Below are 24,637 nucleotides of genomic sequence, written 5' to 3' on the forward strand. Positions count from 1 at the left end.
AAGAAAGATATAGAGTTTTCACTACCATTTGATGAGGGAACAACTGCTCTAGTAAAAGAGATTGTAAAAGAGATAAAAGAAGATAAGAGCTACTCAGAAGCTTTAAAAGTATATTCAGCAGAGTATATAGCTATAAAGCTAGTAGAGAGAGATAGTCACTTAATCGAAAAGCTAAAAACAAAATTCAATATAGATGTAACTGGAAAATTCGAAGAGAGAATATTAAAATTAGAAGATAAGTATGACAATGACAGTGAGACTATATTAGCTGAGCAGAGATATGGAGCAGTTAATGGAGTTTTAGCAAAAACATTTACAACATCAATAAAATCAAGACTAGATTTTACTGATAAAGTGGATAAAATAATATTAAATAAAATTTTAGGACTACCACTATTTTTCTTAATTATGTTTGGTGGAATGGATTTCGTATTCAGTGGAAGTGCTCCATTTGTTAAGTGGGTAGGAAGATTTTGTTCTAATTTTATTGGAAAATACTTAGAAATACTAGTAGAAGGAACGCCTGATTGGCTACATTCATTGATTATAGATGGAATCTTGGGGGGAGTAGGAGGAATTTTAGTATTTACTCCAATGATGGCTTTTCTATACTTCTTTTTATCAATTTTAGAAGAGAGCGGATATATGTCAAGGGTTGCTTTCTTAATGGACAAATTGATGAGAAAGATGGGATTGAATGGAAAATCTTTTGTACCAATGATAATAGGATTTGGTTGTACAGTACCAGCTATTTATGCTACAAGAACAATGGAAGATGAGAGCTCAAAGAAGCTTACTGCAGCAATGACACCTTTCATGTCATGTTCGGCTAGATTACCAGTTTATGGTTTATTTACAGCAGCATTTTTTGGACAGAAGGCTGGAATAATAGTGGCTTCTCTATATTTCTTAGGAATTTTTGTAGCAGTTTTAGTTGGATTATTCCTAAAAAATGTAAAAGGATTTAAATCAGAAAATAAAGCACTATTAATAGAATTACCACCATATAGAGTACCTAGTTTAAAAACTGTATTAACATCTACTTGGACAAGAGTTTCAGCATATATAAAGAGAGCTGGAAGTATAATTTTAGGAATTATGATGATTTTATGGACTTTGACATATTTCCCAAATAATGGAGATTCAAATACATCATATATAGCTAAATTTGGACATACTTTTGCTCCAGTAATGAAACCTACAGGATTTGGAGATAGATGGGAAACAGTAGCAGCAATCATTCCAAGTATGGTAGCTAAAGAGGTAGTAGTAGGATTTTTATCACAAGCATTACCATTGGAGAGTGATGAGGAAGTTGTCACTGAAGAGGTAGAGGAGACAACAATTGTTCAAGATTTAGTTTTCCAAGTAAAAGAGTTGGGAGTAGCAGTAAAAAAATCAGTAGTAGGAATAGTGAGTTTAGATATGGCAAGATTTAAGATGCCAACACCAGAGGAGATAGAAGAAGAGGGAAGAGGAATAATAAAAGCTACATTTAATCTTTGGCCTGATGATAAATTAGCACCAGTAAGAGCTTACTCATTTATGGCATTTATTCTTTTAGTTGTTCCTTGTGTAACAACATTAGGAGCTATTAAGCAGGAGTTTGGTTGGAAATATTTATGGAAAGTAGTTGGAATTATGCTAGTTGTTCCATATGTAGCTTCAACTTTAATATTCCAAATAGGAAAATATCTAATTTAAAATATTAAAAAATAGTGATCAAAGTTCAAGAGCTAAGATCACTATTTTTCTATTATAAGTTGTTATTTAAAACTTTAACCTCAGAATTAACAGAGTATATGACATCTTTTCTTTCAATTATGATCTCTGTTTTATCCTTTAAACTAGGTGTGTTTTTGATATTAGTTAATAACTCTAAACTAGGATTGATAGCCTTAGGATGACCAACTAGTTCCAACATAGTTATATCTCCATGTGTATCTCCATAGGCAAAACTTTTATCTAAGTCGATGTTATATTTTTCACAAAACATATGAATAGATTTTAATTTATTTTTTGAATCCCACATTGGAGAGATTTCTCCAGTAAAAGTTCCATTTTCACAAGTGTGATAAGTAGAACCACAAAAATCATCTGCATTCCATTTTTTAGCCATTCTAGAAACTAAAAAATCAGGACTACCAGAGATGAAGATTACAAGGTGTCCCTGTGATTTGTGCCACTTGATCATCTCTCTAGTATAGGTATATACCTTGTTTCCTTTCAATTCTACCACTTTATCAGCTACAAAATCGTTATATTTTATTGGAAGACCTTTTATAGCATCAACATATGTACCTGTAAGATCTTCAAGATAACTATCGTAGTTTCCAACCCTCTCATCCCAAAGTTTGAACGCCTCTTTAACTCTTCTATCATATTCTCTAAAATCTAACAAATCATATTTAATCAATTTTTTAAAATGTTCAGTTAAAAGAGAGTTTCTAAAAATAGTTCCGTCAATATCAAAAAAAGCTGCAATCATACACAATACCTCCCTTAAATAATTTAATTCTATATTAGAAAAATTATAGTTGAAAAAATAAAAAAAGTCAAATTCTTACTTAGTAATTTTTCTAAAAAATGATATAATATTGAATAAAACTAGAGAGGAGGTAAAAATAGTGGGGATAAAAAGAGTTATTTTATATTTGTTATTATCCTTTTCTCTTTTTGCTCAAGAGGCATATATAGCTTCTTTTAATACTTTGAGATTAGGAAAAAGTCAAAAAGATTACAAGCTATTGAGTAATGTGCTCAAGAACTTTGATATAGTTGGACTTGTTGAAGTTATGAGTGTTGAGGGATTAGAAAAATTAGTAAAAGAGTTGGAAAAAGAGAGTGGTGAAAAATGGGAATACCATATATCTCCTTATTCAGTTGGAAGGCATAGTTATAAAGAGTATTATGCATATGTATGGAAAAAAGAGAGGGTAAATTTTTTACAGGAGAGAGGATTTTATCCAGATGAGAAAGATGAGTTTGAAAGACCACCATATGGAGCAGACTTCAAAATAGATAATTTCGATTTTACTATGATTATGGTTCATACAATTTTTGGAAAAAAGGAGTCACAAAGAAGAGCGGAAGCCTTTAAAATAGATAAAGTCTATGACTATTTTCAAAATTTAGATGAGAGCGAGAACGATATTATCATAGCTGGAGATTTTAATCTAAGTGCTCAAGATGAAGCTTTTGAGAACATAGTTAAGCATAATGATGAAATAATTTATACAGTTTCTCCAAAAATAAAGACTACAATAGGTAAAGAAAAACTGGCAAACTCCTATGATAATATGTTTTTATCAAAAATTTATACTCAAGAGTTTGATGGAAAGAGTGGAGCATTGGATTTTACAAAGAAAAAATATAAACTTATGAGGGAAAAAATCTCAGATCATTTACCAATTTTTATAGTTGTAAATACTGAATTTGATGATGACTAGAGGGAGAAGATGAGAAGAGCATACATATTTTTTAATGGAGAGCTTTTGGGAAGTAAAGAGTTTTATTTAACACTCTTAGAAAGAGAAGAGGGAGATATTTATTGTGCCGATGGAGGAGCTAACCTTCTAGAGAAGTTAGGTATTTTTCCTAGAGAGATTTGGGGGGATTTGGACTCTGTATCAGAAGAGATACTACAAAAATATGAAGAGGTAGGAGTTGGAATAAAAAGATTTCCAAAGGAAAAAGATTTTACTGATGGAGAACTTGTGTTACAATATGTAACAGAGAAAGAGTATGATAAAATAGTTATTATAGGTGGATTGGGTGGACGAAAGGACCATGAGCTAACAAATTTAAACTTGATATTTAAATTTAAAAATTTGAGTTTTATAACAGAGCAAGAGGAGATTTTTGAGATAGAAAGGGATAAGGTTATTCTATTTCAAAAGGGAAAAACTATATCTTTTGTTCCTTTCTCTGAAAAGGTGGAGGGCTTGACACTAAAAGGAGTTAAATACCCATTAGACAAGTATACTCTTCATAGAGGGGATAGCATATGTATGAGTAATATCATAGAGGAAGATAGATGTGAGATCTCATTTGAAAAGGGAAAGTTATTAGGTATATTAGTTAAATAGTTTTAAATAAATTTTAATATAGGAGGAAAATTATGTTGAAAGAAGGAATGACTCTAACACAACAAAAGGTAGTAAACGAAAGCGAGACAGCAGCTAAAGTGGCTTCTGGAGCTTTAGAAGTTTTTTCAACACCAATGTTGATAGCTTTTATGGAGAATACAGCATTTAATCTTGCACAAAAAGAGTTAGGTGAAGGAGAGACAACAGTTGGTATATCTGTAAATATAAAGCATATGAAGGCTAATCTTGTAGGTGATGAGGTAGTTTGTACTGCTACTTTAGAGAAGGTTGATGGAAAAAGATTGGATTTTTCAGTGAAAGTATTACATGGAGAGACTCTTGTAGGAGAGGGAGAGCATAGTAGATTCATTATAAATGAAGAGAAGTTTTTAGCGAAGTTAAAAAAATAGAGAGAGAGTTGGAGGAGATTTATTAAAATGCAATTAGAAGAAAAAAATGAAAAAATAGTAGGAAATACAAGGTTTATACTTGGAATACAGCATGTACTTGCAATGTTTGGAGCAACTGTATTAGTTCCTTTTTTAACAGGGTTAAATCCGTCGATAGCACTGATTTCAGCAGGAGCGGGAACGTTAATATTTCACCTTTGTACAAAGGGAATAGTACCTGTTTTTTTAGGGTCATCTTTTGCCTTTATAGGGGCGTTAACTTTAGTTTTAAAAAATGAGGGTATAGGTTCTATAAAAGGTGGAGTAATTGCAGCGGGACTTATATATGTATTGATGTCATATTTAGTAAAAACATTTGGAGTAGAGAGAATAAAATCATTTTTCCCACCAATTGTAACAGGACCGATAATAATGTTAATAGGGCTTAGAATGAGTCCAACTGCATTGTCAATGGCTGGTTATACAAATGGAAAGTTTGATACAAAAAGCTTAATAGTAGCTGTTTGTGTAATTTTAACTATGGTATCAATAACTATGATGAAAAAATCATTCTTGAGATTAATTCCTATTCTAGTAGCCGTAATAGTAGGTTATATAGTTGCAACTTTTTTAGGAATGGTTGATTTTGGAGTGGTTTCTCAAGCAAAATGGATAGGACTTTCACCAGAGGCTACAAAAGATCTATTCACAATGCCAGTTATGTCATTAACTGGAATAATAGCAATAGCTCCGATAGCTTTAGTTGTGTTTATTGAACATATAGGGGATATAACTACTAATGGTGCTGTTGTAGGAAAGGATTTCTTTAAAAATCCAGGAATACATAGAACACTTTTAGGTGATGGACTTGCAACAATAGTAGCTGGATGTCTAGGAGGACCAGCTAATACAACTTATGGTGAGAATACTGGAGTATTGGCAGTAACTAAGGTATATGATCCAGCAATTCTTAGAATAGCAGCTTGTTATGCTATTGCTCTAGGATTTATAGGTAAATTTGGAATACTACTTCAAACAATCCCACTACCAGTAATGGGTGGTGTATCAGTAATTCTTTTTGGAATGATAGCATCAGTTGGAGTGAGAACAGTGGTAGAGGCAAGATTAGATTTTTCTAACTCAAGAAATCTAATAATTGCTTCAATAATATTTGTACTTGGAATAGCTGTAGATAATATTGTAATATGGGAGACTGTATCAGTATCTGGATTGGCACTAGCTGCATTTTCAGGAGTATTATTAAATAAAGTTCTTCCAAGAGATAGAGAGATAAAATTAAAGACACTAGATTAAGAGATACATAAGGAGGACACTATGGTAAAAAGAGATGAGATAGCAGATAGATATAAATGGAATATGACAGATTTTTACTCTGATTGGAATGATTGGGATCAGGAATTAGAGACTTTAAGATCATTGATGGATAAAATTCCAAATTATAAAGGAAAGATAAAAAATAGTTGTAAGGATTTTATTGAGTTGGCTGAACTTGAGGAGAAGATAGAGAGAGTACTGGATAAACTATATGTTTATGCTTATATGTTAAAAGATCTAAACTCTAAAGATGAAACATCTTCAGTAAAATTACAAGAGATTCAAGCTCTATATACAGGATATGCTGTAAATGCAGCTTGGATTACTCCAGAGATATTGGAGATTCCTAAAGAAACAATGGAGAAGTGGATAGCTGAAAATATAGAATTAAAAGATCGTAAATTTGGACTTATGGAGATCTATAGATTACAAGGGCATGTATTAGATGAGAGTAAGGAGAGATTGTTGTCATATTATGGACAATATATGGGAGCTCCTCATGATATATATGCAGAGCTTTCTATTTCAGATATGAAATGGAATGAGGTTAAACTTTCAGATGGTTATGAAGGACCAGTGACAAATGGTATATACTCAAAAGTTTTAGGAACAAATAGAAATCAAGAGGATAGAAAAAAAGCTTTTGAAGCACTATATAGTGCTTTTGAAAACAATAAAAATACATATGGAGCTATTTATAGAGCCTTACTTCAAAGAGATGTAGCTTCATCTAAGGGAAGAAACTATGGTTCATCTTTAGAAAAAGCATTAGAGCCTAAAAATGTTCCAGTAGATGTATTTAATACTTTACTAAAGTCAGCTATAAAGAACAATGCACCTCTACAAAGATATGTAAACTTAAGAAAGAGAGCTTTAAAATTAAAAGAGTATCACTATTATGACAATAGTATAAACATTGTTGATTATGACAAAAAGTTTGACTACGATTTGGCAAAAGAGATGGTATATAGCTCAGTAGCTCTATTGGGAGAAGATTATTCTAAAAAGATGAATAAAGCCATAAGTGAAGGTTGGATAGATGTTTTTGAAACTGAAAATAAGAGAAGTGGAGCTTACTCAATAGGTGTTTATGATGTTCATCCATATATGCTATTAAACTATCAATCTACTTTAGATGATGTATTTACATTAGCTCATGAATTAGGACACACACTTCATACTATGCTTTCAAATGAAAACCAACCTTATGCACTTCACAACTATACAATATTTGTAGCAGAGGTTGCTTCTACTTTCAACGAAAGATTGTTATTGGATTATATGATAGAAAAATCAGAAGATCCAATAGAGAAGATCGCTTTAATAGAGCAAGCATTAGGAAATATAGTTGGAACTTTCTATATTCAAACTTTATTTGCTAACTATGAGGCACAGGCACATAGATTAGTGGAAGAGGGAAAAGCTATTACTCCAGATGTTTTAAGTGGAATAATGGAAAACCTATTTAAAGAGTACTTTGGAGATACAGTGACAATTGATGAGTTGCAAAAAATAATATGGGCAAGAATCCCACATTTCTTTAACTCTCCTTATTATGTATATCAGTATGCTACAAGTTTTGCATCATCAGCAAATCTATATGATAGAATAACTAATAAAAAGTATGATGAGAGTACAAGAGAAAAAGCTAAAGAGGATTACTTAACACTTCTTAAATCAGGAGGAAATGATCATCCAATGACACAGTTGAAAAAAGCTGGTGTGGATTTAGAAAAAGAGGAGAGTTTTTCAGCGGTGGCTTTAGAGTTTGATAGACTTCTTGATATTTTAGAAAAAGAGTTACATAAATTAGGAAACTAAGGTATAAAAATTTTGGAGGAGATTATGGCTAACACTTTGTTAGAAAGAGTATTTAAGATAGAAGAGAGAAATAGTAATTTAAAAACAGAAGTTATAGGGGGAATGACAACATTCTTAGCTATGGCTTATATAATATTTGTCAATCCAGCTATTTTATCTTTGGCTGGAATGGATAAGGGAGCATTAATAACTGTAACTTGTTTAGCAACAGCAATAGGAACTTTCCTTTCAGCATTTATAGGGAATGTACCTATTGCTATGGCACCTGGAATGGGATTGAATGCATTTTTTACATTCACACTGGTAATGGGAAAGGGAGTACCTTGGCAAGATGCTCTAGGAGTAGTATTTATATCTGGAGTGGTATTTTTTATACTTGCTGCTTCTGGTCTGAGAGAGAAGTTGGCCTCAGCTATTCCAACTCCTATAACTATTGCTTCAACTGCTGGAATAGGTTTATTTATAGCATTTATAGGATTGAAGAATATGGGAATTATAGTAGCAGATCCAGCAACATTAGTAGCTTTAGGAAAATTCGATCTACCTGTGACTCTATCAATTTTAGGATTGGTGCTTATGGCAATTTTTGAATTGAAGAGAATAAAGGGTGGAATACTAATAAGTATAGTGATTGTAACAATTTTAGGAATGATATTTGGATTGGTTGAATTGCCAAAAGCTATAGTAGCTATGCCACCAAGTATTGAGCCGATAGCTTTCAAATTAAATATATTTGGAGCTTTTAAAATATCACTATTTGGTTCTATATTCTCTTTTATGTTTATTGATCTATTTGATTCTTTGGGATTTTTGATCGCTTGTTTTAGAGAGATTGGATTAGTTGATGAGAATGGAAAATATAAAGGACTAGGAAAAATGATGTTTGCTGACGTATCTTCAACTATAATTGGAGCTTGTTTAGGTACAAGTACAGTTACAACTTTTGGAGAGTCGGCAGCTGGAATAGCAGCGGGAGCAAAGACAGGATTGGCTTCTTTAGTAACAGGAGTGTTATTTTTAGTAGCTTTACTTATCACACCATTAGTAGGAGTTGTACCTATGTTTGCAGCAGCTCCTTCATTAGTTATGGTTGGAGTATTTATGTTTAAAAGTGTAAGGGAGCTAGATTTACATGATATAAAGATTGCAGTACCAGCTTTTGTAACAATTATATTTATGCCACTTACTTATAGTATCAGTATAGGATTGAGTTTTGGATTTGTAAGTTACATCATAATGCATGCTGTAGCTAAGGAATGGAATAAAATTAATACTGTACTTTGGATAATTGGAGCTTTATCATTAGTAAATTTAATATGGAGATAGGTGAATAAGATGGGAAAGATTTTAATAAAGAATGGTTATATTGTATCAATGAATGAAAAAAGAGAAGTATTTAACGGAGGTTCAATCCTTATAGAAAATGATATAATAAAAGAGATAGGAAAGATTGATGAAAAAGCTTTGGGAGATGATGTAGAGATATATGATGCTCAAGGAAAAATAGTTCTTCCAGGATTTGTAAATACTCATGTACACCTTTCACAACAGTTAGGAAGAGGAATAGCAGATGATGTTGTTCTATTAACTTGGTTGAGAGAGAGAGTTTGGCCATATGAGAGTAGTTTTGATTATGAAGATTCATTGATTTCTTCAATGGCTTGTTGTGTAGAGATGATAAAATCAGGAACTACTACATTTTTAGAAGCTGGTGGTCAATATGTTGAGGCAATGGCTGAGGCAGTTGAAAAATGTGGTTTGAGAGCTTGTCTATGCAAATCTACTATGGATGAGGGAGAGGGATTACCAAAACCTTGGCAAAAAACAGCAAGTGAAGAGTTAAAAGAGCAGGAAGAGTTATTTAAAAAATTAAATAATACAGCAGATGGAAGAATAAAAATATGGTTTGGGCTTAGAACGATTTTTAACAATTCAGATGAATTGATTGTTGGAACAAAAAAATTAGCAGATAAGTATAATACAGGAATACATATGCATATATTAGAGGTAAAAGATGAGATGGATTATACAAGAGCTACAAGAGGGGAGACAACAGTTGAACATCTGTATAGATTGGGAGCTCTAGGACCGAATTTAGTAGCTGCTCACGTTGTATGGCTTACTGAAAGAGAGATAGATCTATTTAGATTGTATGATGTAAAAGCTTCTCATAATCCAGCTGCAGCTATGAAGGTTGTTCTTGGTTTTGCAAGAATACCAGAGATGATGGAAAAAGGAGTAGTAGTAGGGATAGGAACAGATGGTGCTCCTTCTAATAATAGAATGGATATGATGAGAGATATCTACTTAACATCTCTATTACATAAGGGAAGAACTTTAGATCCAAAGAGTGTTTCTGCTGAAGAGGTTTTAGAAATGGCAACTATTAATGGAGCAAAATGTGCACTTCAAGAAAAAGAGATAGGAAGCTTAGAAATAGGAAAGAAAGCTGACTTAATTCTGCTAAATCCAAATACTATTCATTCATTACCAATGGTAGATCCAATAGCTAATATAATATATGCTATGAGTAGTGAAAATGTAGACTCAACTATGTGTAATGGAAAATGGTTGATGAAGGAGAGAGAGATACTGTTTTTAGATGAAAAGGAACTTCTTGAAAGAGTAAAAATTCAAAGTGAAAAAGTTTTAAAAAAAGCGGGGATAAAATTACCTAATAGATTTCCTGTGATAGATATAAAATAGTGATAATAAAAAAAGATCTCTGTACCTAGCTTGACGCCCTATAAAATAAGGGTTTGAGAGTAGGGGATAGAGGTCTTATTTTTTATTAAAAATTAAGTGAAAAATACTTAGGAATATCATTGACTTGAATAGAAAAAAATGTTATTATAAGACGATTTAAGATATAAAAATAATATTGAAATAATATATTATTTCAATGATTAAGTTGGTGTTTTCATAGTTTTGTTATCAGTATAAGTTAATTAATTTTGGGAAGGTGAAAAGTGAGCAAAAATTTGAATCTTGGAAAAGAGAGTATATCTAAATTATTTTTTACTTTTGCAATACCGTCAACTTTAAGTATGCTAGTTGTATCTCTATACAATATAGCTGATGGTATATTTATCACAAGAGGAGTAGGAAGTGATGGGGTAGCAGCAGTAAATATAGGTTATCCTGTAATAAATTTTACTGTGGCATTGAGTTTGATGTTTGGAATAGGTGGAGCAACTCTTATAGCGTTTAAAAAGAATGATATTGAGTATCAGAATAAATGTTTTTCTCATATTATTTTGTTGAATATCATAGTGTATGCAATAGTTGCAATTGCAATATTTGTATTTACTGAACCACTGATGAAAACATTGGGAGCTAATGATCAGTTGATGCCAATGATAAAGGGATATATGTATCCTTGTACCATTTCAACATTTTTCTTGATGTTGTCAATGTCACTCAATGCAGTGGTAAGAAATGATAATGCACCTAGAAGAGCTATGATCTCTATGTTTATTGGAGCTGCTCTGAATATTGTACTAGATTATATATTTATTTTTCAGTTTCATTTAGGTATTGTTGGAGGAGCAGTAGCTACTGCGATAAGTCAGATAATATCAGCACTCTATCTATGTAGACACTTCATAGGTTCAACTTTTAGATTTAAGATGAATTGGAAGATATTAGATTTTAGATTGATAAAAAGATTGCTATCAATAGGTTTTCCTTCATTTATATTGGAGTTTGCTGTGGCGGTGATTACAGTTCTGTTGAATATAGCCTTTATGGAGAAAGCTGGTGTTTTTGGAACAGCAGCCTATGGAATTATATCTTATAGTTTTATGTTCTTTAGAATGTTATTTACTGGATTATCACAGGGTATACAACCAATAGTGAGTTATAACTTTGGAGTTAAGAAGTTTAAGAGAGTGAGAAAAATGTTTGTTTTTGCTCACAAGGTATGTTTTATAACATCAGTAGTTTCATTAGCTTTGATATTTATATACTCTAAAAATGTTGTAAGTGTTTTCACAAGTGATGTACCACTTATAATTGAATCAGCAAAAGGATTTATTCTGTATTCAATAGCACTTTCATTTTTAGGATTCAACTTTGTAAATATAGCTTATCTACAAGCAGTTGAAAGTCCCTCTATCTCAAATATAATTTGTATGTCAAGAAGCTTTCTTTTTGTATTTATAGCTTTGATGATATTACCAAGAGTTTTAGGAATTAACGGGATCTGGTTGGCACTACCTTTTGCAGATTTTATAACTGCAGTACTGACTTACCCATTTTTAAAGAAATTTATGATGAGATATACAGTTACAAGAAAATAGTAATTTAAAGGAGCTGTTGCAATTTTTTTAATGCAATGGCTCTTTTTTTAACTTTTATTGATTTTTTGTTATATGTAGAGTATAAAATATTATAAAAGGCTAAACTTAAAATTTTATGGGAGGGGAGAAATGAAATTTTTTGGTACAATGAAAAATGAATCTGGAGTTTTATCAATTGGAGGAATAAGAGTTGATAAATTGGAAAAAGAGTATGGAACACCTCTATATATAATGGACCAGCAACTGATAGAAGAAAATATGAAGAGTTATAAGGAGAGTTTTAAAAGTAGTAAATTTGATACACAGGTAGTATATGCCTCTAAAGCTTTTTTAGCTAAGGCTATGTGTCAGCTAGTGGAAAAATATGATTTAGATATAGATGCTGTATCTGCTGGTGAACTTTATACAATAAAAGCTAGTGGATTAGCTATGGAAAAAGTTCATATGCATGGTAACAATAAGACGTTGGAAGAGTTGGAGATGTGCTTAGATTATGGAGTTGGAAGTATAATAATAGATAATGAGTTGGAGATAGAGAAACTATCTAAGCTTTGTGAAAAGAGAGATAAAAAGATAAAAATTATGTTGAGATTAAATATAGGAATAGATGCTCATACTCATGAGTATATAAGGACTTCTAAGCATACTTCAAAATTTGGAGAATCAATCTTTGATGAGAGTTTAACAAATATAATAAAGAAAATAGTTATAGATAGGAATTTGGATTTTATAGGATTTCATTGTCATATAGGGTCACAAATTTTTGATACTAAGGCTTTTTTAGAAGCTATAAATACGATGGTTATGGAGACTAAAAAAATATCTCAAAATCTAAATATAGAGATACCAGAGATAAATTTAGGGGGAGGATTTGGAGTATATTATACTGATGGTGATGTGGCTATAGATATAAATGCTTTTATGAAAACTATGATTAAAGAGTTGGAGAATAAATTAGAAGAGCATAGTTTGAGTGTGAAGAGAGTGAGTATAGAACCTGGAAGAAGTATAGTTGGAAATGCAGGAAGCACTCTATATAAAATTGGTGGTTATAAAAAAACTTATGGTGGGATAAAATATATGTTTATAGATGGAGGAATGACTGATAATATAAGACCAGCTCTGTATCAAGCAAAATATGATGGAGTGGTGGCAAATAAATTAAATATGGTTGAAAAAGAGGTGGTAACAGTAGCTGGTAAGTGTTGTGAATCTGGAGATTTAATTATAAAAAATGGTGTATTGGAAAAAGGTGAAGTGGGAGATCTTTTATTGGTATCAACAACTGGAGCTTATGGATATTCTATGGCAAGTAATTATAATAAAATGAGAAGACCAGCTGTTGTTTTTGTAAAAGATGGAAAAAGTTCATTGGCAATTAGAAGAGAGAGTTATGAAGATATGGTAAAAAATGATCTCTTTATTCAACTGTAATTCAAATAAGATGAACTGTATAATGATTGAAAGATAATAAAAATCAGTGTTCTTATTATATTTTTGTGAATAAAAAAATAAATAGATTGAAGAATAGAAAAAAATTTAACAGTGAGTTAGAATAGAGAAAAATCTGTAATAAAAGGGAGAAACTAGATGAAATTTTCAAAATTACAAGCAGCAGGAAATGATTTTATATTGATAAATGGAATGGAGAAAAAAGGATTAGATCTGGAGATGTTAGCTAAAAAGATGTGTGACAGACATTTTGGAGTAGGAGCAGATGGATTGATGACTTGTGAAGAGAGTGAAATAGCAGATATAAAGATGAATTACTATAATTCAGATGGTTCAAGAGGAGAGATGTGTGGGAATGGAATAAGATGTTTTTCAAAATTTATATATGATAATAAGATTGTAACAAAAGAGAGATTTTCAGTAGAAACAGATGCTGGAATAAAAAATATTGTTTTGACATTTAAAGAAGATGAGCTTAAATACATATCTGTGAATATGGGAAGGGTTGATTTTAGAAGTGAAGCACTCCCTTGTACTATTAAAAAAGATAGTATTTTAGAGGAGAAAATTATTGTTGAAGGACAAGAGATAAGAATCTCATCTGTTTTAATGGGAGTTCCTCATACAGTTATAGTTGTTGATGATTATAAAAATTATGATGTGGATAGATTGGGAAGAGCTATAGAGTATAGTACAGATATTTTTCCAAGAAAGACAAATGTAAATTTTATAAAAGTAATAGATGATGGGACAATTGAGATAAAAACTTGGGAGAGAGGAGCTTCTAGAACACTTGGTTGTGGAACAGGAAGTTGTGCATCAGCTGCTATTGCATATAAGCTAGGCAAGATAAAGAGCAAAAAGGTTAAGATGTTAGCAGAGGGTGGAGTGATATTCATAGAATTAGATGAGGATTACAATATATTAATGAGAGGAGAGGCTGAAACAATCTGTAATGGAGAGTTTTTAAAATAAAAGATAGGATTATTCTTTAAAGATGAATATAAAAAAGTAATAAATCTTAGATATTTTAAGAGATATTTATAAAAACTATGAACAATGAATAAAAAAAATTGAATGATTCTCAAATTAAGATTTTTTTAGTAAAATAGTAGTGAAAAAAATAGAGGAGAGTGTGAAATGGATAAAAAAGGGGTATGGGAATCATATAGATTTTCTGTAATATTGATAGGGGCAATTATTTTAGGGAGTATAATAGGTATAAATTTTGGTGAAAAAGCTAAGGTATTAAAACCTTTGGGAGATCTATTTGTAAATGGTATGTTTATGATAGTTGTACCCTTAGTTTTTGTGACAATAAGTAGTTCAATATCAAGTATGAATGATATGAAAAGATTGAAGAGTATATTGAAAAATCTTTTATTGGTATTTGTTTCAACAGGTGCTGTAGCTGCAGTTATAATATTAATAGTTGTAAATATCTTCCCACCAGCACAGGGAGTACATTTGAGTTTACCTTCAGCTGAGGCACTAAAGCCATTTCAAACAGGTGATCAAATAGTAAAAGCTATAACAGTAACAGATTTTCCAGAACTGATTTCAAGAAAGAATATGTTGCCATTGATAATATTTTCAATTGTTTTTGGATTGTGTATAAATATGATAGGAGAAAAGGGGAGACCATTGGCTAAGGGATTAGAAGCCTTAGCAGATGTATTTTTGAAGATGATAAGTCTACTTATGTACTATGCACCTATAGGGCTAGGAGCTTACTTTGCCGCTTTAGTTGGAGAGTATGGAAAAGAGTTGATTGGATCATATACTAGGGCTATGATAGTTTACTATCCATTGTGTATAGCTTATTTCTTCATAATGTTCCCAATATATGGATATATAGCTGGGGGAAAATTGGGGATGAAATCTATAAAAAATCTGATTTCACCAGCAATAACATCAATAGCTACACAGAGTAGTATAGCAACTCTTCCAGTAAACTTAGAAGCTGCTGAAAGAATAGGAGTTCCTAAGGATATTAGAGAGATAGTTTTACCAATAGGTGCTACTGCTCATATGGATGGAACAGTATTTAGTTCAATACTTAAGATATCATTTCTTTTTGGAATATATAATGTTCCATTTGAAGGGGTAGGTGTGTATATAAGTGCTCTGATTCTATCTATTTTAGGTGGAGTTGTAATGTCTGGAGTACCAGGTGGAGGATTGATCGGAGAGATGTTGATAGTTACAATGTATGGTTTCCCAACAGGAGCATTTCCAATAATTGCAACTATTGGATACCTTGTAGATCCACCTGCTACAATGATAAATGCTACAGGAGATACAGTTGCAGCTATGTTAGTTACAAGATTAGTAGAAGGTAAGGACTGGATGTTGAAAAAATTAAAATAATAAAAGATAGGCTGTTACTAATTGTAGCAGTCTATTTTCTATTAACAAAAAGTTATAATTTTGTTAATAAGAAATTCATGGTATAATATAGTTGGGAATAGAAAGGAGGGTTTTATGTTAAAACAAAAAAAATTAGGACTTGGAGTTGAAGATTTTAAAGAAATAATAACTTTTGACTATTACTATATAGATAAGACTAAATTCATAGAGGATATTCTTTTTGATGGAGCTAAGATAAAACTGTTTTGTAGACCAAGAAGATTTGGAAAAACTCTTAATATGTCCACTCTTAGATATTTCTTTGATATAAAAAATAGAGAAGAGAATAGAAAACTATTTAATGATTTGTACATAGAAAACTCTCCTATGATAAGTGAACAAGGAAAATATCCTGTAATATTTTTTTCAATGAAAGATATAAGAGGAAACAATTTTAAAGAGTTTATAGAAGAGATAGAACTTCTTATTATTAATATTATTAAGGAGTATCAAGGTTTAAAAAATATGTGTTTTCCAGAAGAGATACAACTGTTTGAAAATTTACAATTTAGAAAAGCAAATTTTAGTGAGTTAAAAAGAGCATTGAAATTTATAACAGAGCTTCTATATAGAAAATATAATCAACAAGTTATTTTATTGATAGACGAATATGACTATCCTATTATAACAGCATATGAAAAAGGATATTATGATGAGGTAAAAGATTTTATTAAGGGATTTTATGGAGATGTCTTAAAAACTAATCAATATTTGCATATGGGAGTTTTAACTGGAATAGTCAGAGTTGCTCAGGCAGGAATTTTCTCTGACTTGAACAATATAGAAAACTATACTATTCTTAATGATGAGTATTCTCAATATTTTGGATTACTTGAAGATGAAGTAGAAAAATCTCTCCAAGATTATGGAGTTAGCTATAAGCTTGATGAGGTAAAGTCTTGGTATAATGGATATAAATTTGGAGATTCTGAAGTATATAATCCTTTAAGTATATTAAAATTTTTAAAAACTAAAAAATTAGAAGCTTATTGGATAAACACTTCTGGAAATACTTTAATAAAAGAGTTACTTAAGAACTCTGAAAAAATGGTATTTGATACATTAAATAATCTATTTAATAGAAAAGAAACAGTAGTATATATAAGCCAAAGTATAGCTTTAGGGAGTAATCTGTCTTCAGATGATTTATGGGAATTATTACTGTTTTCAGGATATTTAACAGTGAAAGAAAAGATAGATATGAATACATATTTTGTGAGAATACCTAACAATGAAATTATGACATTTTTTAAAAACCTCTTTGTAGATATTATCTTTAATGGACTTGGGACTATTAGTAGATTAAAAGTGGCACTTTTAACTAAAAATTTAGATGAGATAATAAGTTGTCTTGAAAATCTTGTGCTAAATGCAATGAGTACTTATGACACAGACAAAAGATATGAAAATCCTTATCAAACTCTTTTAGCAGGATTTTTATATGGATTAGAAGGGACCTATTTTTCAATTCCTAATTTTGAAAGTGGAGATGGAAGACCAGACATAATATTGAAACCAATAGAAAAAAATAAACCAGCATATATTTTAGAGTTAAAGAGATTAAAGGATAGAACAGTAGAAAAAGAGCTAGGTGAAGCTTTAAATCAGATTAAGGTAAATAGATATGATACTCTTTTGAAAAGAGAAGGGATAGCTGATATAACCAATATAGCCCTAGTGTTTGACGGGAAAAGGGTATATCATAAAATAGAAAAATAATGAAAGAGAGAGTAATCTCTCTTTTTTATCTTGTTATATTGAAAAAAAGCTATAAATATGGTAAAATTTTTAGATTGAGATATCTTTTTATTGAGAGCTGGAGGAATTAAATTTATGAAAAAAATATATATAGCTCCCATAGCAGGAGTTACAGATTATACATATAGAGGAATATTAAAAGAGTTTAACCCAGATATGTTATTTACAGAGATGGTAAGTATCAATGCAATGGAGTGTGCCTCTGAAAAAACTTTAAAAGTTATATTGAGACTTAGAGAGGGAGATTCGGTTCAACTCTTTGGGAAGGATATTCCTAAGATGGTAGAGAGTGCAAAATTTGTAGAAAAATTAGGTGTTAAGCACATAGACATCAATTCAGGATGTCCAATGAAAAAGATAACAAACAATGGTTATGGATCAGCTTTGATGGAGAAACCAGAACATATAAGAGCTATGTTATCAGAGTTAAGAAGTGCTTTAAATGATGATACGGGGTTATCAATTAAGATAAGAGCGGGATACAAAGAGTTTAAAAATCCTGTTCAAATAGCAAAAATAGCAGAAGAGGTAGGATGTAAACACATCACTGTACATGGAAGAACTAGAGAACAGATGTATACAGGAAAAGCAGATTGGAGCATAATCAAATCAGTAAAGGAGAGCGTATCTATTCCTGTAATAGGAAATGGAGATATTTTTACTGCTGAAGATGCCAAGGAGAGAATAGATTATTCAGGTGTAGATGGAGTTATGTTAGCTAGAGGTATATTTGGAAATCCTTGGTTAATAAGAGATATTAGAGAGTACCTAGAGCATGGAAAAATATTAAATCCTGTGACATCAATGGATAGAATAGATATGGCAATTGAACATACTAGAAGAACTCAGATAGAGCATCCAGAGAGACCATTTATATTTGAGTTAAGAAAGCACCTATGTTGGTATCTAAAAGGAATTAGGAATTCAAATGCTATTAGAGATAAGATAAATCATACAGATAAGTATGAGGAGATATTGGAATTATTATACGTAATCAAAAGAGGATTAGAAGAAGAGGGAGTTGAAGAATAATGGCAGAAACGCCACTTATGAGTCAGTATAAAGAGATAAAATCTCAATACACAGACAGTATATTGTTTTTTAGATTAGGAGATTTTTATGAGATGTTTTTTGATGATGCTGTTACAGCTTCAAAAGAATTAGGACTCACTCTTACAAGTAGAAATAGAGAGAAGGGATATGATGTTCCATTAGCTGGGATACCATATCATTCAGTGGCTTCATATATAGCTAAGTTGGTAAATAAAGGCTACAAAGTAGCAATATGTGATCAAGTTGAAGATCCAAAGTCAGCAAAAGGAATTGTAAAAAGAGAGGTAACTAGAGTAATAACTCCTGGAACGATAATAGATACAGATTTTTTAGATGAGAAGAGTAATAACTATCTAATGGGGATAAAAATTACTGAAGAGTGTGGAGCTTTAGCTTATCTTGATATAACTACTGGGGAGTTTAAAACTACTGAGATAGTAGGAGAAGATATATTTTTTAAACTGTTGGGAGAGATCAATAAGATAGCTCCAAAGGAGATAGTATTAGATGAGAGATCATATGATATTTATATAGATGAGTTTAAAAAACAAAACTCTTTAAATGAGATAAAGTTTACAAAAACTGTGGAACGTAAAAAGCCTGAAGAGTATCTAAAGGAGTATTTTAAAGTGATCTCTTTGGAAAGCTATGGATTGAAAAATAGAAAAGGGGCTATATCTGTAGCAACTATGGTATTGGAATATGTATCAGACTTACAAAAAGGTAAGGAGCTTCCAGTTACAGAGGTTGTATATGTGAATAGTCAAAATGTGATGGAACTAAACATTACAACTCAAAGAAACTTGGATATAATAGATAATCAGAGAGAAAAAAATAGTGCTGGAACTCTGCTTTGGGTAATGGATCAGTGTATGACCTCTATGGGAAGTAGACTTTTAAAGAAATTTTTAAAAAATCCGTTGTTGGATATTGAAAAGATAAGAGAGAGACAGAGAGATACAGCCTTTTTTATAGAGAGTGTATTAGTTAGAGAAGAGGTAAGAGAGAGTTTAAAAGATATATATGATATTGAAAGAATAATTGGAAAGCTTATTTTAGAGACTGAGAATGGAAGAGATTTGATAGCTTTAAAAACTTCTATTAAAAATTCTTTGGAGATATTTAAAACTTTAAAGGGAAATTCGATCTTCAATATTGAGGTAAAAAGCTTAATAGAGATATATAATTTGATAGAGAAAGCCATTGTAGATGAACCACCTTTTTCAATAAGAGAGGGAGGAGTGATAAGATCAGGTTATAACAGTGATCTAGATGAGTTACATGGCATCTCAAGAGATGGAAAAGACTATATTCTCGAAATAGAGAATAGGGAGAGAGAGAGAACTGGAATAAAGGGACTTAAGATAAAGTATAATAAGGTATTTGGATATTTTATCGAAGTAACAAAAGCCAATTCATCACTGGTTCCAGAGGACTATATCAGAAAGCAGACTTTAGCTAATGCTGAAAGATACATTGTTCCAGATTTAAAAGAGTATGAGGAAAAAGTTTTAAATGCTAAAGAGAGAATAGAGAGCTTGGAATACTACCTTTTTAAAGAGTTGACTAGCGAGATAAAAAAATATCGTGAGATATTACAGGATCTAGCTTACAAGATCTCATATTTAGATGTAATAACAGATTTTGCATATATAGCTGTAAAAAACTCATATATTCAGCCTGAGATTAATGATGGAGAGGATATAGAGATTATAGCTGGAAGACATCCAATAGTAGAAAAATTGATTCCAGCTGGAGAATTTGTAAAAAATAATATAGTATTTGACGATAAAAAAGAGATAATAATTTTGACAGGACCAAATATGTCGGGAAAATCTACCTATATGAAGCAGGTGGCCCTGATAATAATAATGGCTCATATAGGCTCATATGTTCCAGCTAACTATGCAAAAATAGGTTTGGTGGATAAGATATTCACAAGAGTTGGAGCAAGTGATGATCTACTTTCAGGTCAATCTACCTTTATGTTGGAGATGAGTGAGGTAGCAAATATAGTGAATAGTGCTACAAAGAGATCTTTTATCATTTTAGATGAGATAGGGAGAGGAACCTCAACTTTTGACGGGATTTCAATAGCCACTGCCATAACAGAGTATATTCACGATAAAATAGGAGCTAAAACAATATTTGCAACTCACTATCACGAATTGACACAGTTGGAAGATAAGCTTGAAAAAGCTGAAAATTTCAGAATAGAGGTTAAGGAAGATGAAAAGGATATAATCTTTTTAAGAGAGATAGTAAAAGGTGGAGCAGATAAGTCTTATGGAATTGAAGTGGCAAGATTAGCTGGACTACCTAAGACGATCTTGGATAGATCTAAAAGTATTTTGAAAAGATTGGAAGAGAGAAAAGAGATTGTAGAGAAAAAGCTGGGTGGAGAGCAGTTACTTCTTTTTGGAATAACTTCAGAAAAGAAAGAGGTTGTTGATAAAAAAGAGGAGTTAAAAGGAAAAGAACTAACTAAAGAGCAAAAAATAGTAATGAGGGTTTTAGATGAGATAGAACCTGAAAAGTTAACACCATTAGAAGCGTTATTAAAACTTAATGAGTTGAAAAAAATATTGAATGGGAGTTAAATTATGGAAAAGAAAAAGATAGGGTATATAGTAGGTATTGTTACTGTAGTCATTTTAGGTTATTTTAATTACTTTGGAGAAGAGAAAAACTTGGGAGAGAACGAACAGGTTATAGAGACAACCAATGTAATTTATAAAAATGATGACTACGAAGTGGAAGCTGAGAAACAAAAAGATTATATAAAAGCAAATGAAACTGGATTTGAAAAGGCGAAAGCCAAAGTTAATGATATGCTTATCAGTGGAGATAATGCATTTATAGACAAGGTTAGAAACCTAGCTTTAAAGAGTAATATACTTGGAGTTGCAACTAATGGTTGGAGTTTTAAAGCTGAAAATATAGATTACAATAAGTTGAAAGATGAGGTAACATCAAATACAGGAGTTACAGCAATCAATGAACAAAAAGGTATAAAAATATCAGGACAGAACTTTATAACTAACTCTAAAATGAGCTATATCAACTTGACTAAAGATGTGACATTAGAGAATAAAGATGTAGCAATTATAGGAGATAAGGGAGACTATGATGATCTTTCCAAAATAGTTATACTTTCTGATAATATAAGATTAGAGGGAAGAGGAGAAAACACAGGACTGGTAGATGGTAATTTTAAAACTTTGAGATATACTTTAGAGGATAAGATATTAGAAGCTTGGGAACCATATACAGTAACTTATAAAGATGTAAAACTTTCTGCAGACTCTCTTTATCTAAAGGATGATACAGAAGCTTTAAAAATTTCTAAAAATCTAGTGATAGAGGTAGATGGATTTAAGGTTTATGCTGAAAAATTAGATAAAGCAGGAGATAGTGATATACTAAATATTGTAGGAAAGATAAAAGGAAGCAATGGAGTGTACTCTTTCGAAGGAGATAATGGAACTTATAATGTAAAGAGTAAGATTTTGACTCTCAATGGAAATATCAATGGATATTCAACTAAGGGAGAAAAAATCAGTGGTGATAAGTTAGTATATGATGACAATACTAAGGTGATGACTCTTTCAGGAAAAAAAGATGTGAGATATACATCTAATGATGGGGAGTTAATAACAAAAGTATTTAATTATAATACAGAGAGTAAAGAGTTAACAACTGATGGAAAATACAGTTTTTCTGGACCTAAGTATGAGAGTGCTGGATCAGGGTTATATTTTAATGATATGACAAAAGATATAAAAATTGTAAAAGGTTATTTATTGGATAAGAGTAAGAATCAAAAACTACAAGGAGATAGGATCGCCTATAATACTGAAACTCGTGATAGCTTAGTAATTGGCAATGCTCTTATGGAAGATAAGAAATATCTATTGAGTGGAGATAGTATTGACTATACAGGGATAGATAAAAATGCTACAATAAAAGGGAGATACAAAATTAAGTCTTTAGAAAATGATATAACTTTTGTTGGAAATGATGCTAAATACAATCAAGAAACAGGGGAGTTTTTAAGTGAAGGAGATGTAACTCTTCAAGGAAATGATTATATAGCTAAGGGTAGAGATCTGAATTATAATACTAAAACTGGATTTGGAAAGTTGGGAAGTAATATAAATATTGAAAATCCAAAAGAGGGAGTAAAGATCAGTGGAGATAACTTTACTTTTAAAGATAAAGAGTATTTAGAGATTGATGGAAACTTACACATTGAGAGTGAAGATGTAATAATTGACTCTGAAAAAGCTAAATATAATATAAAAGATGAGAATGTTTATATCCCACAAAAAATAAAGTTTAGAACTAAAGATGGAAAAACTTTTGGAGATATGAGTAAAGGTGTATATAGTACTAAAACCTCTAAATTTATAGGGGATAATTTTAATGGAAAGAGTGATGCTAGTACACTTACAAGTAAGAAAATGACATATTTTTCAAAGGAAGAGAAAGCCCTATTTGAAGGAAATGTTGTAATGAAAGATATAGATTCTACTTTTAAAGGAGAAAAGGTAGAGGTTTACCCAAAAGAGGAGATTGTAAGATCTTTAGCTAAGTATACAATAGATTATAAAGACTTTACTTTTAGAGGAGATAATGGTACTTTTAATAAAAAAACAGGTATTTTAAAAGGTAATAAATCTGATATTACAACTGTAAATGGAGATAGATTTATCTCTGATAAGATAGATGGAAATTTAAATGAGATGATAATAGATTTCACTGGAAATGTAAATGGTCATATAGTAGATAAGGGTGTGATTACAACATTTAAGGGTGATTTTGCAAGAGTATACTTCAAAAATGATGGTAAATATGAGATACTGAGAAGTGAGATAAGAGATAATGCTGTATTTGTACAAGAGGATAAGAGATTGGAATCTGATTATATTGAGATAGATACAGGAAGAAAGCTGGTATTTTCTAAAGAGAATACAAAGTTGATCTTAACAGATGAGCAAAATGGAAAGACAGTGATTACATCTTCAGTTGCAGAGGTAGATACAGATAAAAATATAGCCACTCTAATTGGAAATGTTCACATAGATAATAATAATTCTGAGTATGGATTGACTAATATTACTGCAGATAGAGGAATAATAAAGAAAGTCGAAGGAACATTGGAACTTATTGGAAATGTAGAGATAGAGAATAATGAGTCAATAGTTCAAGCAGATAGAGGAATATATAATATGAATACTAAGAAGATTAAAGCCTCTGGAAATGTATATGTAGACTATAAAAAATAAGGAGAGAAGTATGATAAATTTATCAGCTCAAAATCTATGTAAAAGTTACAAGAAGAGAAAAGTTGTAGATAATGTAAGTTTAGAAGTAAAAAAAGGTGAAATAGTGGGACTATTAGGTCCTAATGGAGCCGGAAAAACAACAACTTTCTATATGATAACTGGGATAGTAAAACCTGATAGTGGTAAGGTTTTTTGTGATAATATAGATGTAACAGATTATCCTATGTATAAGAGAGCTAATATGGGAGTTGGGTACCTAGCACAAGAGCCTTCAATATTTAGAAATCTAACTGTAGAGGAGAATATTGCAGCAGTATTGGAGATGAAATCTGTCAGCAAGAAGGAACAACTTGAGATGATTGATAAGCTTATGGAGGAGTTTAAATTAACTCATGTAAGAAAATCTTTGGGATTTTCACTGTCTGGTGGAGAGAGAAGAAGGGTAGAGATAGCCAGAACAATAGCAAATAATCCTAACTTTATTCTACTTGATGAACCATTTGCAGGAGTTGATCCTATTGCAGTTGAGGATATTCAACAGATAATAAGATATTTAAAAGAGAGAGGGTTGGGGATATTAATAACTGACCACAGTGTAAGAGAGACATTGAGAATAACTGAGAAGGCCTATATTATGGCACAAGGAAAAGTTATTATAAGTGGAACACCTCAAGAGATAGCAAATAATGAAACAGCGAGAAAGATCTACTTAGGTGAAAAATTTAAATTAGATTAAAAATAAA

Annotated in this window: 18 protein-coding genes; 17 read left to right on the forward strand and 1 reads right to left on the reverse strand. The window is 31.2% G+C overall.

Translation table 11 applies throughout. The features are described from left to right. A partial coding sequence (gene feoB / locus QZ286_RS09695) for a ferrous iron transport protein B (protein ID WP_291256763.1) occupies nt 1-1,704 on the forward strand: 1,704 nt, incomplete at its 5' end. A gap of 52 nt (nt 1,705-1,756) precedes the next feature. Here feoB and QZ286_RS09700 read toward each other — a convergent pair. Next, nucleotides 1,757-2,488: an HAD family phosphatase gene (locus tag QZ286_RS09700; protein WP_291256764.1), complete on the reverse strand. Its 732-nt coding sequence runs from the start codon at nt 2,486-2,488 to the stop codon at nt 1,757-1,759. Nucleotides 2,489-2,624: 136 nt separating this feature from the next. Here QZ286_RS09700 and QZ286_RS09705 point away from each other — a divergent pair, with 136 nt between their 5' ends. The 16 genes from QZ286_RS09705 to lptB all read left to right on the forward strand — a co-directional run bounded on the left by QZ286_RS09705 (nt 2,625) and on the right by lptB (nt 24,630). Next, nucleotides 2,625-3,449, forward strand: coding sequence for an endonuclease/exonuclease/phosphatase family protein (locus QZ286_RS09705; RefSeq protein WP_291256811.1), 825 nt, complete (start codon nt 2,625-2,627; stop codon nt 3,447-3,449). A gap of 9 nt (nt 3,450-3,458) precedes the next feature. After that, on the forward strand, nt 3,459-4,088 hold the full coding sequence (locus QZ286_RS09710; protein ID WP_291256765.1) for a thiamine diphosphokinase: 630 nt from the start codon (nt 3,459-3,461) through the stop codon (nt 4,086-4,088). Between the two features lie 32 nt (nt 4,089-4,120). Next, nucleotides 4,121-4,498 (forward strand): thioesterase family protein, encoded by a 378-nt coding sequence (locus QZ286_RS09715; protein WP_291256766.1) that lies wholly within the window; start codon nt 4,121-4,123, stop codon nt 4,496-4,498. Between the two features lie 27 nt (nt 4,499-4,525). Continuing rightward, on the forward strand, nt 4,526-5,791 hold the full coding sequence (locus QZ286_RS09720; RefSeq protein ID WP_291256767.1) for a uracil-xanthine permease family protein: 1,266 nt from the start codon (nt 4,526-4,528) through the stop codon (nt 5,789-5,791). A 21-nt stretch (nt 5,792-5,812) separates the two neighbouring features. Continuing rightward, nucleotides 5,813-7,633 carry an oligoendopeptidase F gene (pepF, locus tag QZ286_RS09725; protein ID WP_291256768.1) on the forward strand — a complete coding sequence of 607 codons (1,821 nt, stop codon included), beginning with the start codon at nt 5,813-5,815 and terminating at the stop codon, nt 7,631-7,633. A 24-nt stretch (nt 7,634-7,657) separates the two neighbouring features. Beyond that, entirely contained in the window at nt 7,658-8,959 is a 1,302-nt protein-coding gene (locus QZ286_RS09730; RefSeq protein ID WP_291256769.1) for an NCS2 family permease, read from the forward strand. Between the two features lie 9 nt (nt 8,960-8,968). Further along, the gene (locus tag QZ286_RS09735; protein WP_291256770.1) at nt 8,969-10,339 is read left to right on the forward strand and encodes an amidohydrolase; all 1,371 of its coding nucleotides are present in this window, start codon (nt 8,969-8,971) and stop codon (nt 10,337-10,339) included. A 263-nt stretch (nt 10,340-10,602) separates the two neighbouring features. Further along, nucleotides 10,603-11,934: an MATE family efflux transporter gene (locus tag QZ286_RS09740; RefSeq protein WP_291256771.1), complete on the forward strand. Its 1,332-nt coding sequence runs from the start codon at nt 10,603-10,605 to the stop codon at nt 11,932-11,934. 129 nt (nt 11,935-12,063) lie between these two features. Beyond that, nucleotides 12,064-13,368, forward strand: coding sequence for a diaminopimelate decarboxylase (gene lysA, locus QZ286_RS09745; protein WP_291256772.1), 1,305 nt, complete (start codon nt 12,064-12,066; stop codon nt 13,366-13,368). 156 nt (nt 13,369-13,524) lie between these two features. Continuing rightward, nucleotides 13,525-14,361: a diaminopimelate epimerase gene (dapF, locus tag QZ286_RS09750; protein ID WP_291256773.1), complete on the forward strand. Its 837-nt coding sequence runs from the start codon at nt 13,525-13,527 to the stop codon at nt 14,359-14,361. A 165-nt stretch (nt 14,362-14,526) separates the two neighbouring features. Further along, complete coding sequence (locus QZ286_RS09755) at nt 14,527-15,756, forward strand: dicarboxylate/amino acid:cation symporter (RefSeq protein ID WP_291256774.1); 1,230 nt, start codon at nt 14,527-14,529, stop codon at nt 15,754-15,756. Nucleotides 15,757-15,870: 114 nt separating this feature from the next. Further along, nucleotides 15,871-17,514 carry an AAA family ATPase gene (locus tag QZ286_RS09760; protein ID WP_291256775.1) on the forward strand — a complete coding sequence of 548 codons (1,644 nt, stop codon included), beginning with the start codon at nt 15,871-15,873 and terminating at the stop codon, nt 17,512-17,514. A 114-nt stretch (nt 17,515-17,628) separates the two neighbouring features. Beyond that, the gene (dusB, locus tag QZ286_RS09765; RefSeq protein ID WP_291256776.1) at nt 17,629-18,585 is read left to right on the forward strand and encodes a tRNA dihydrouridine synthase DusB; all 957 of its coding nucleotides are present in this window, start codon (nt 17,629-17,631) and stop codon (nt 18,583-18,585) included. Then, on the forward strand, nt 18,582-21,206 hold the full coding sequence (mutS, locus tag QZ286_RS09770; RefSeq protein ID WP_291256812.1) for a DNA mismatch repair protein MutS: 2,625 nt from the start codon (nt 18,582-18,584) through the stop codon (nt 21,204-21,206). Before dusB ends, mutS begins: the two co-directional genes overlap by 4 nt. 3 nt (nt 21,207-21,209) lie before the next feature. Continuing rightward, complete coding sequence (locus QZ286_RS09775; RefSeq protein ID WP_291256777.1) at nt 21,210-23,894, forward strand: LptA/OstA family protein; 2,685 nt, start codon at nt 21,210-21,212, stop codon at nt 23,892-23,894. A gap of 10 nt (nt 23,895-23,904) precedes the next feature. Beyond that, entirely contained in the window at nt 23,905-24,630 is a 726-nt protein-coding gene (lptB, locus tag QZ286_RS09780) for an LPS export ABC transporter ATP-binding protein (RefSeq protein WP_291256778.1), read from the forward strand. The last annotated feature ends 7 nt before the right edge of the window (nt 24,631-24,637 follow it).

It is taken from the genome of Fusobacterium sp. (genome assembly GCF_019012925.1).
GTDB lineage: Bacteria > Fusobacteriota > Fusobacteriia > Fusobacteriales > Fusobacteriaceae > Fusobacterium_A.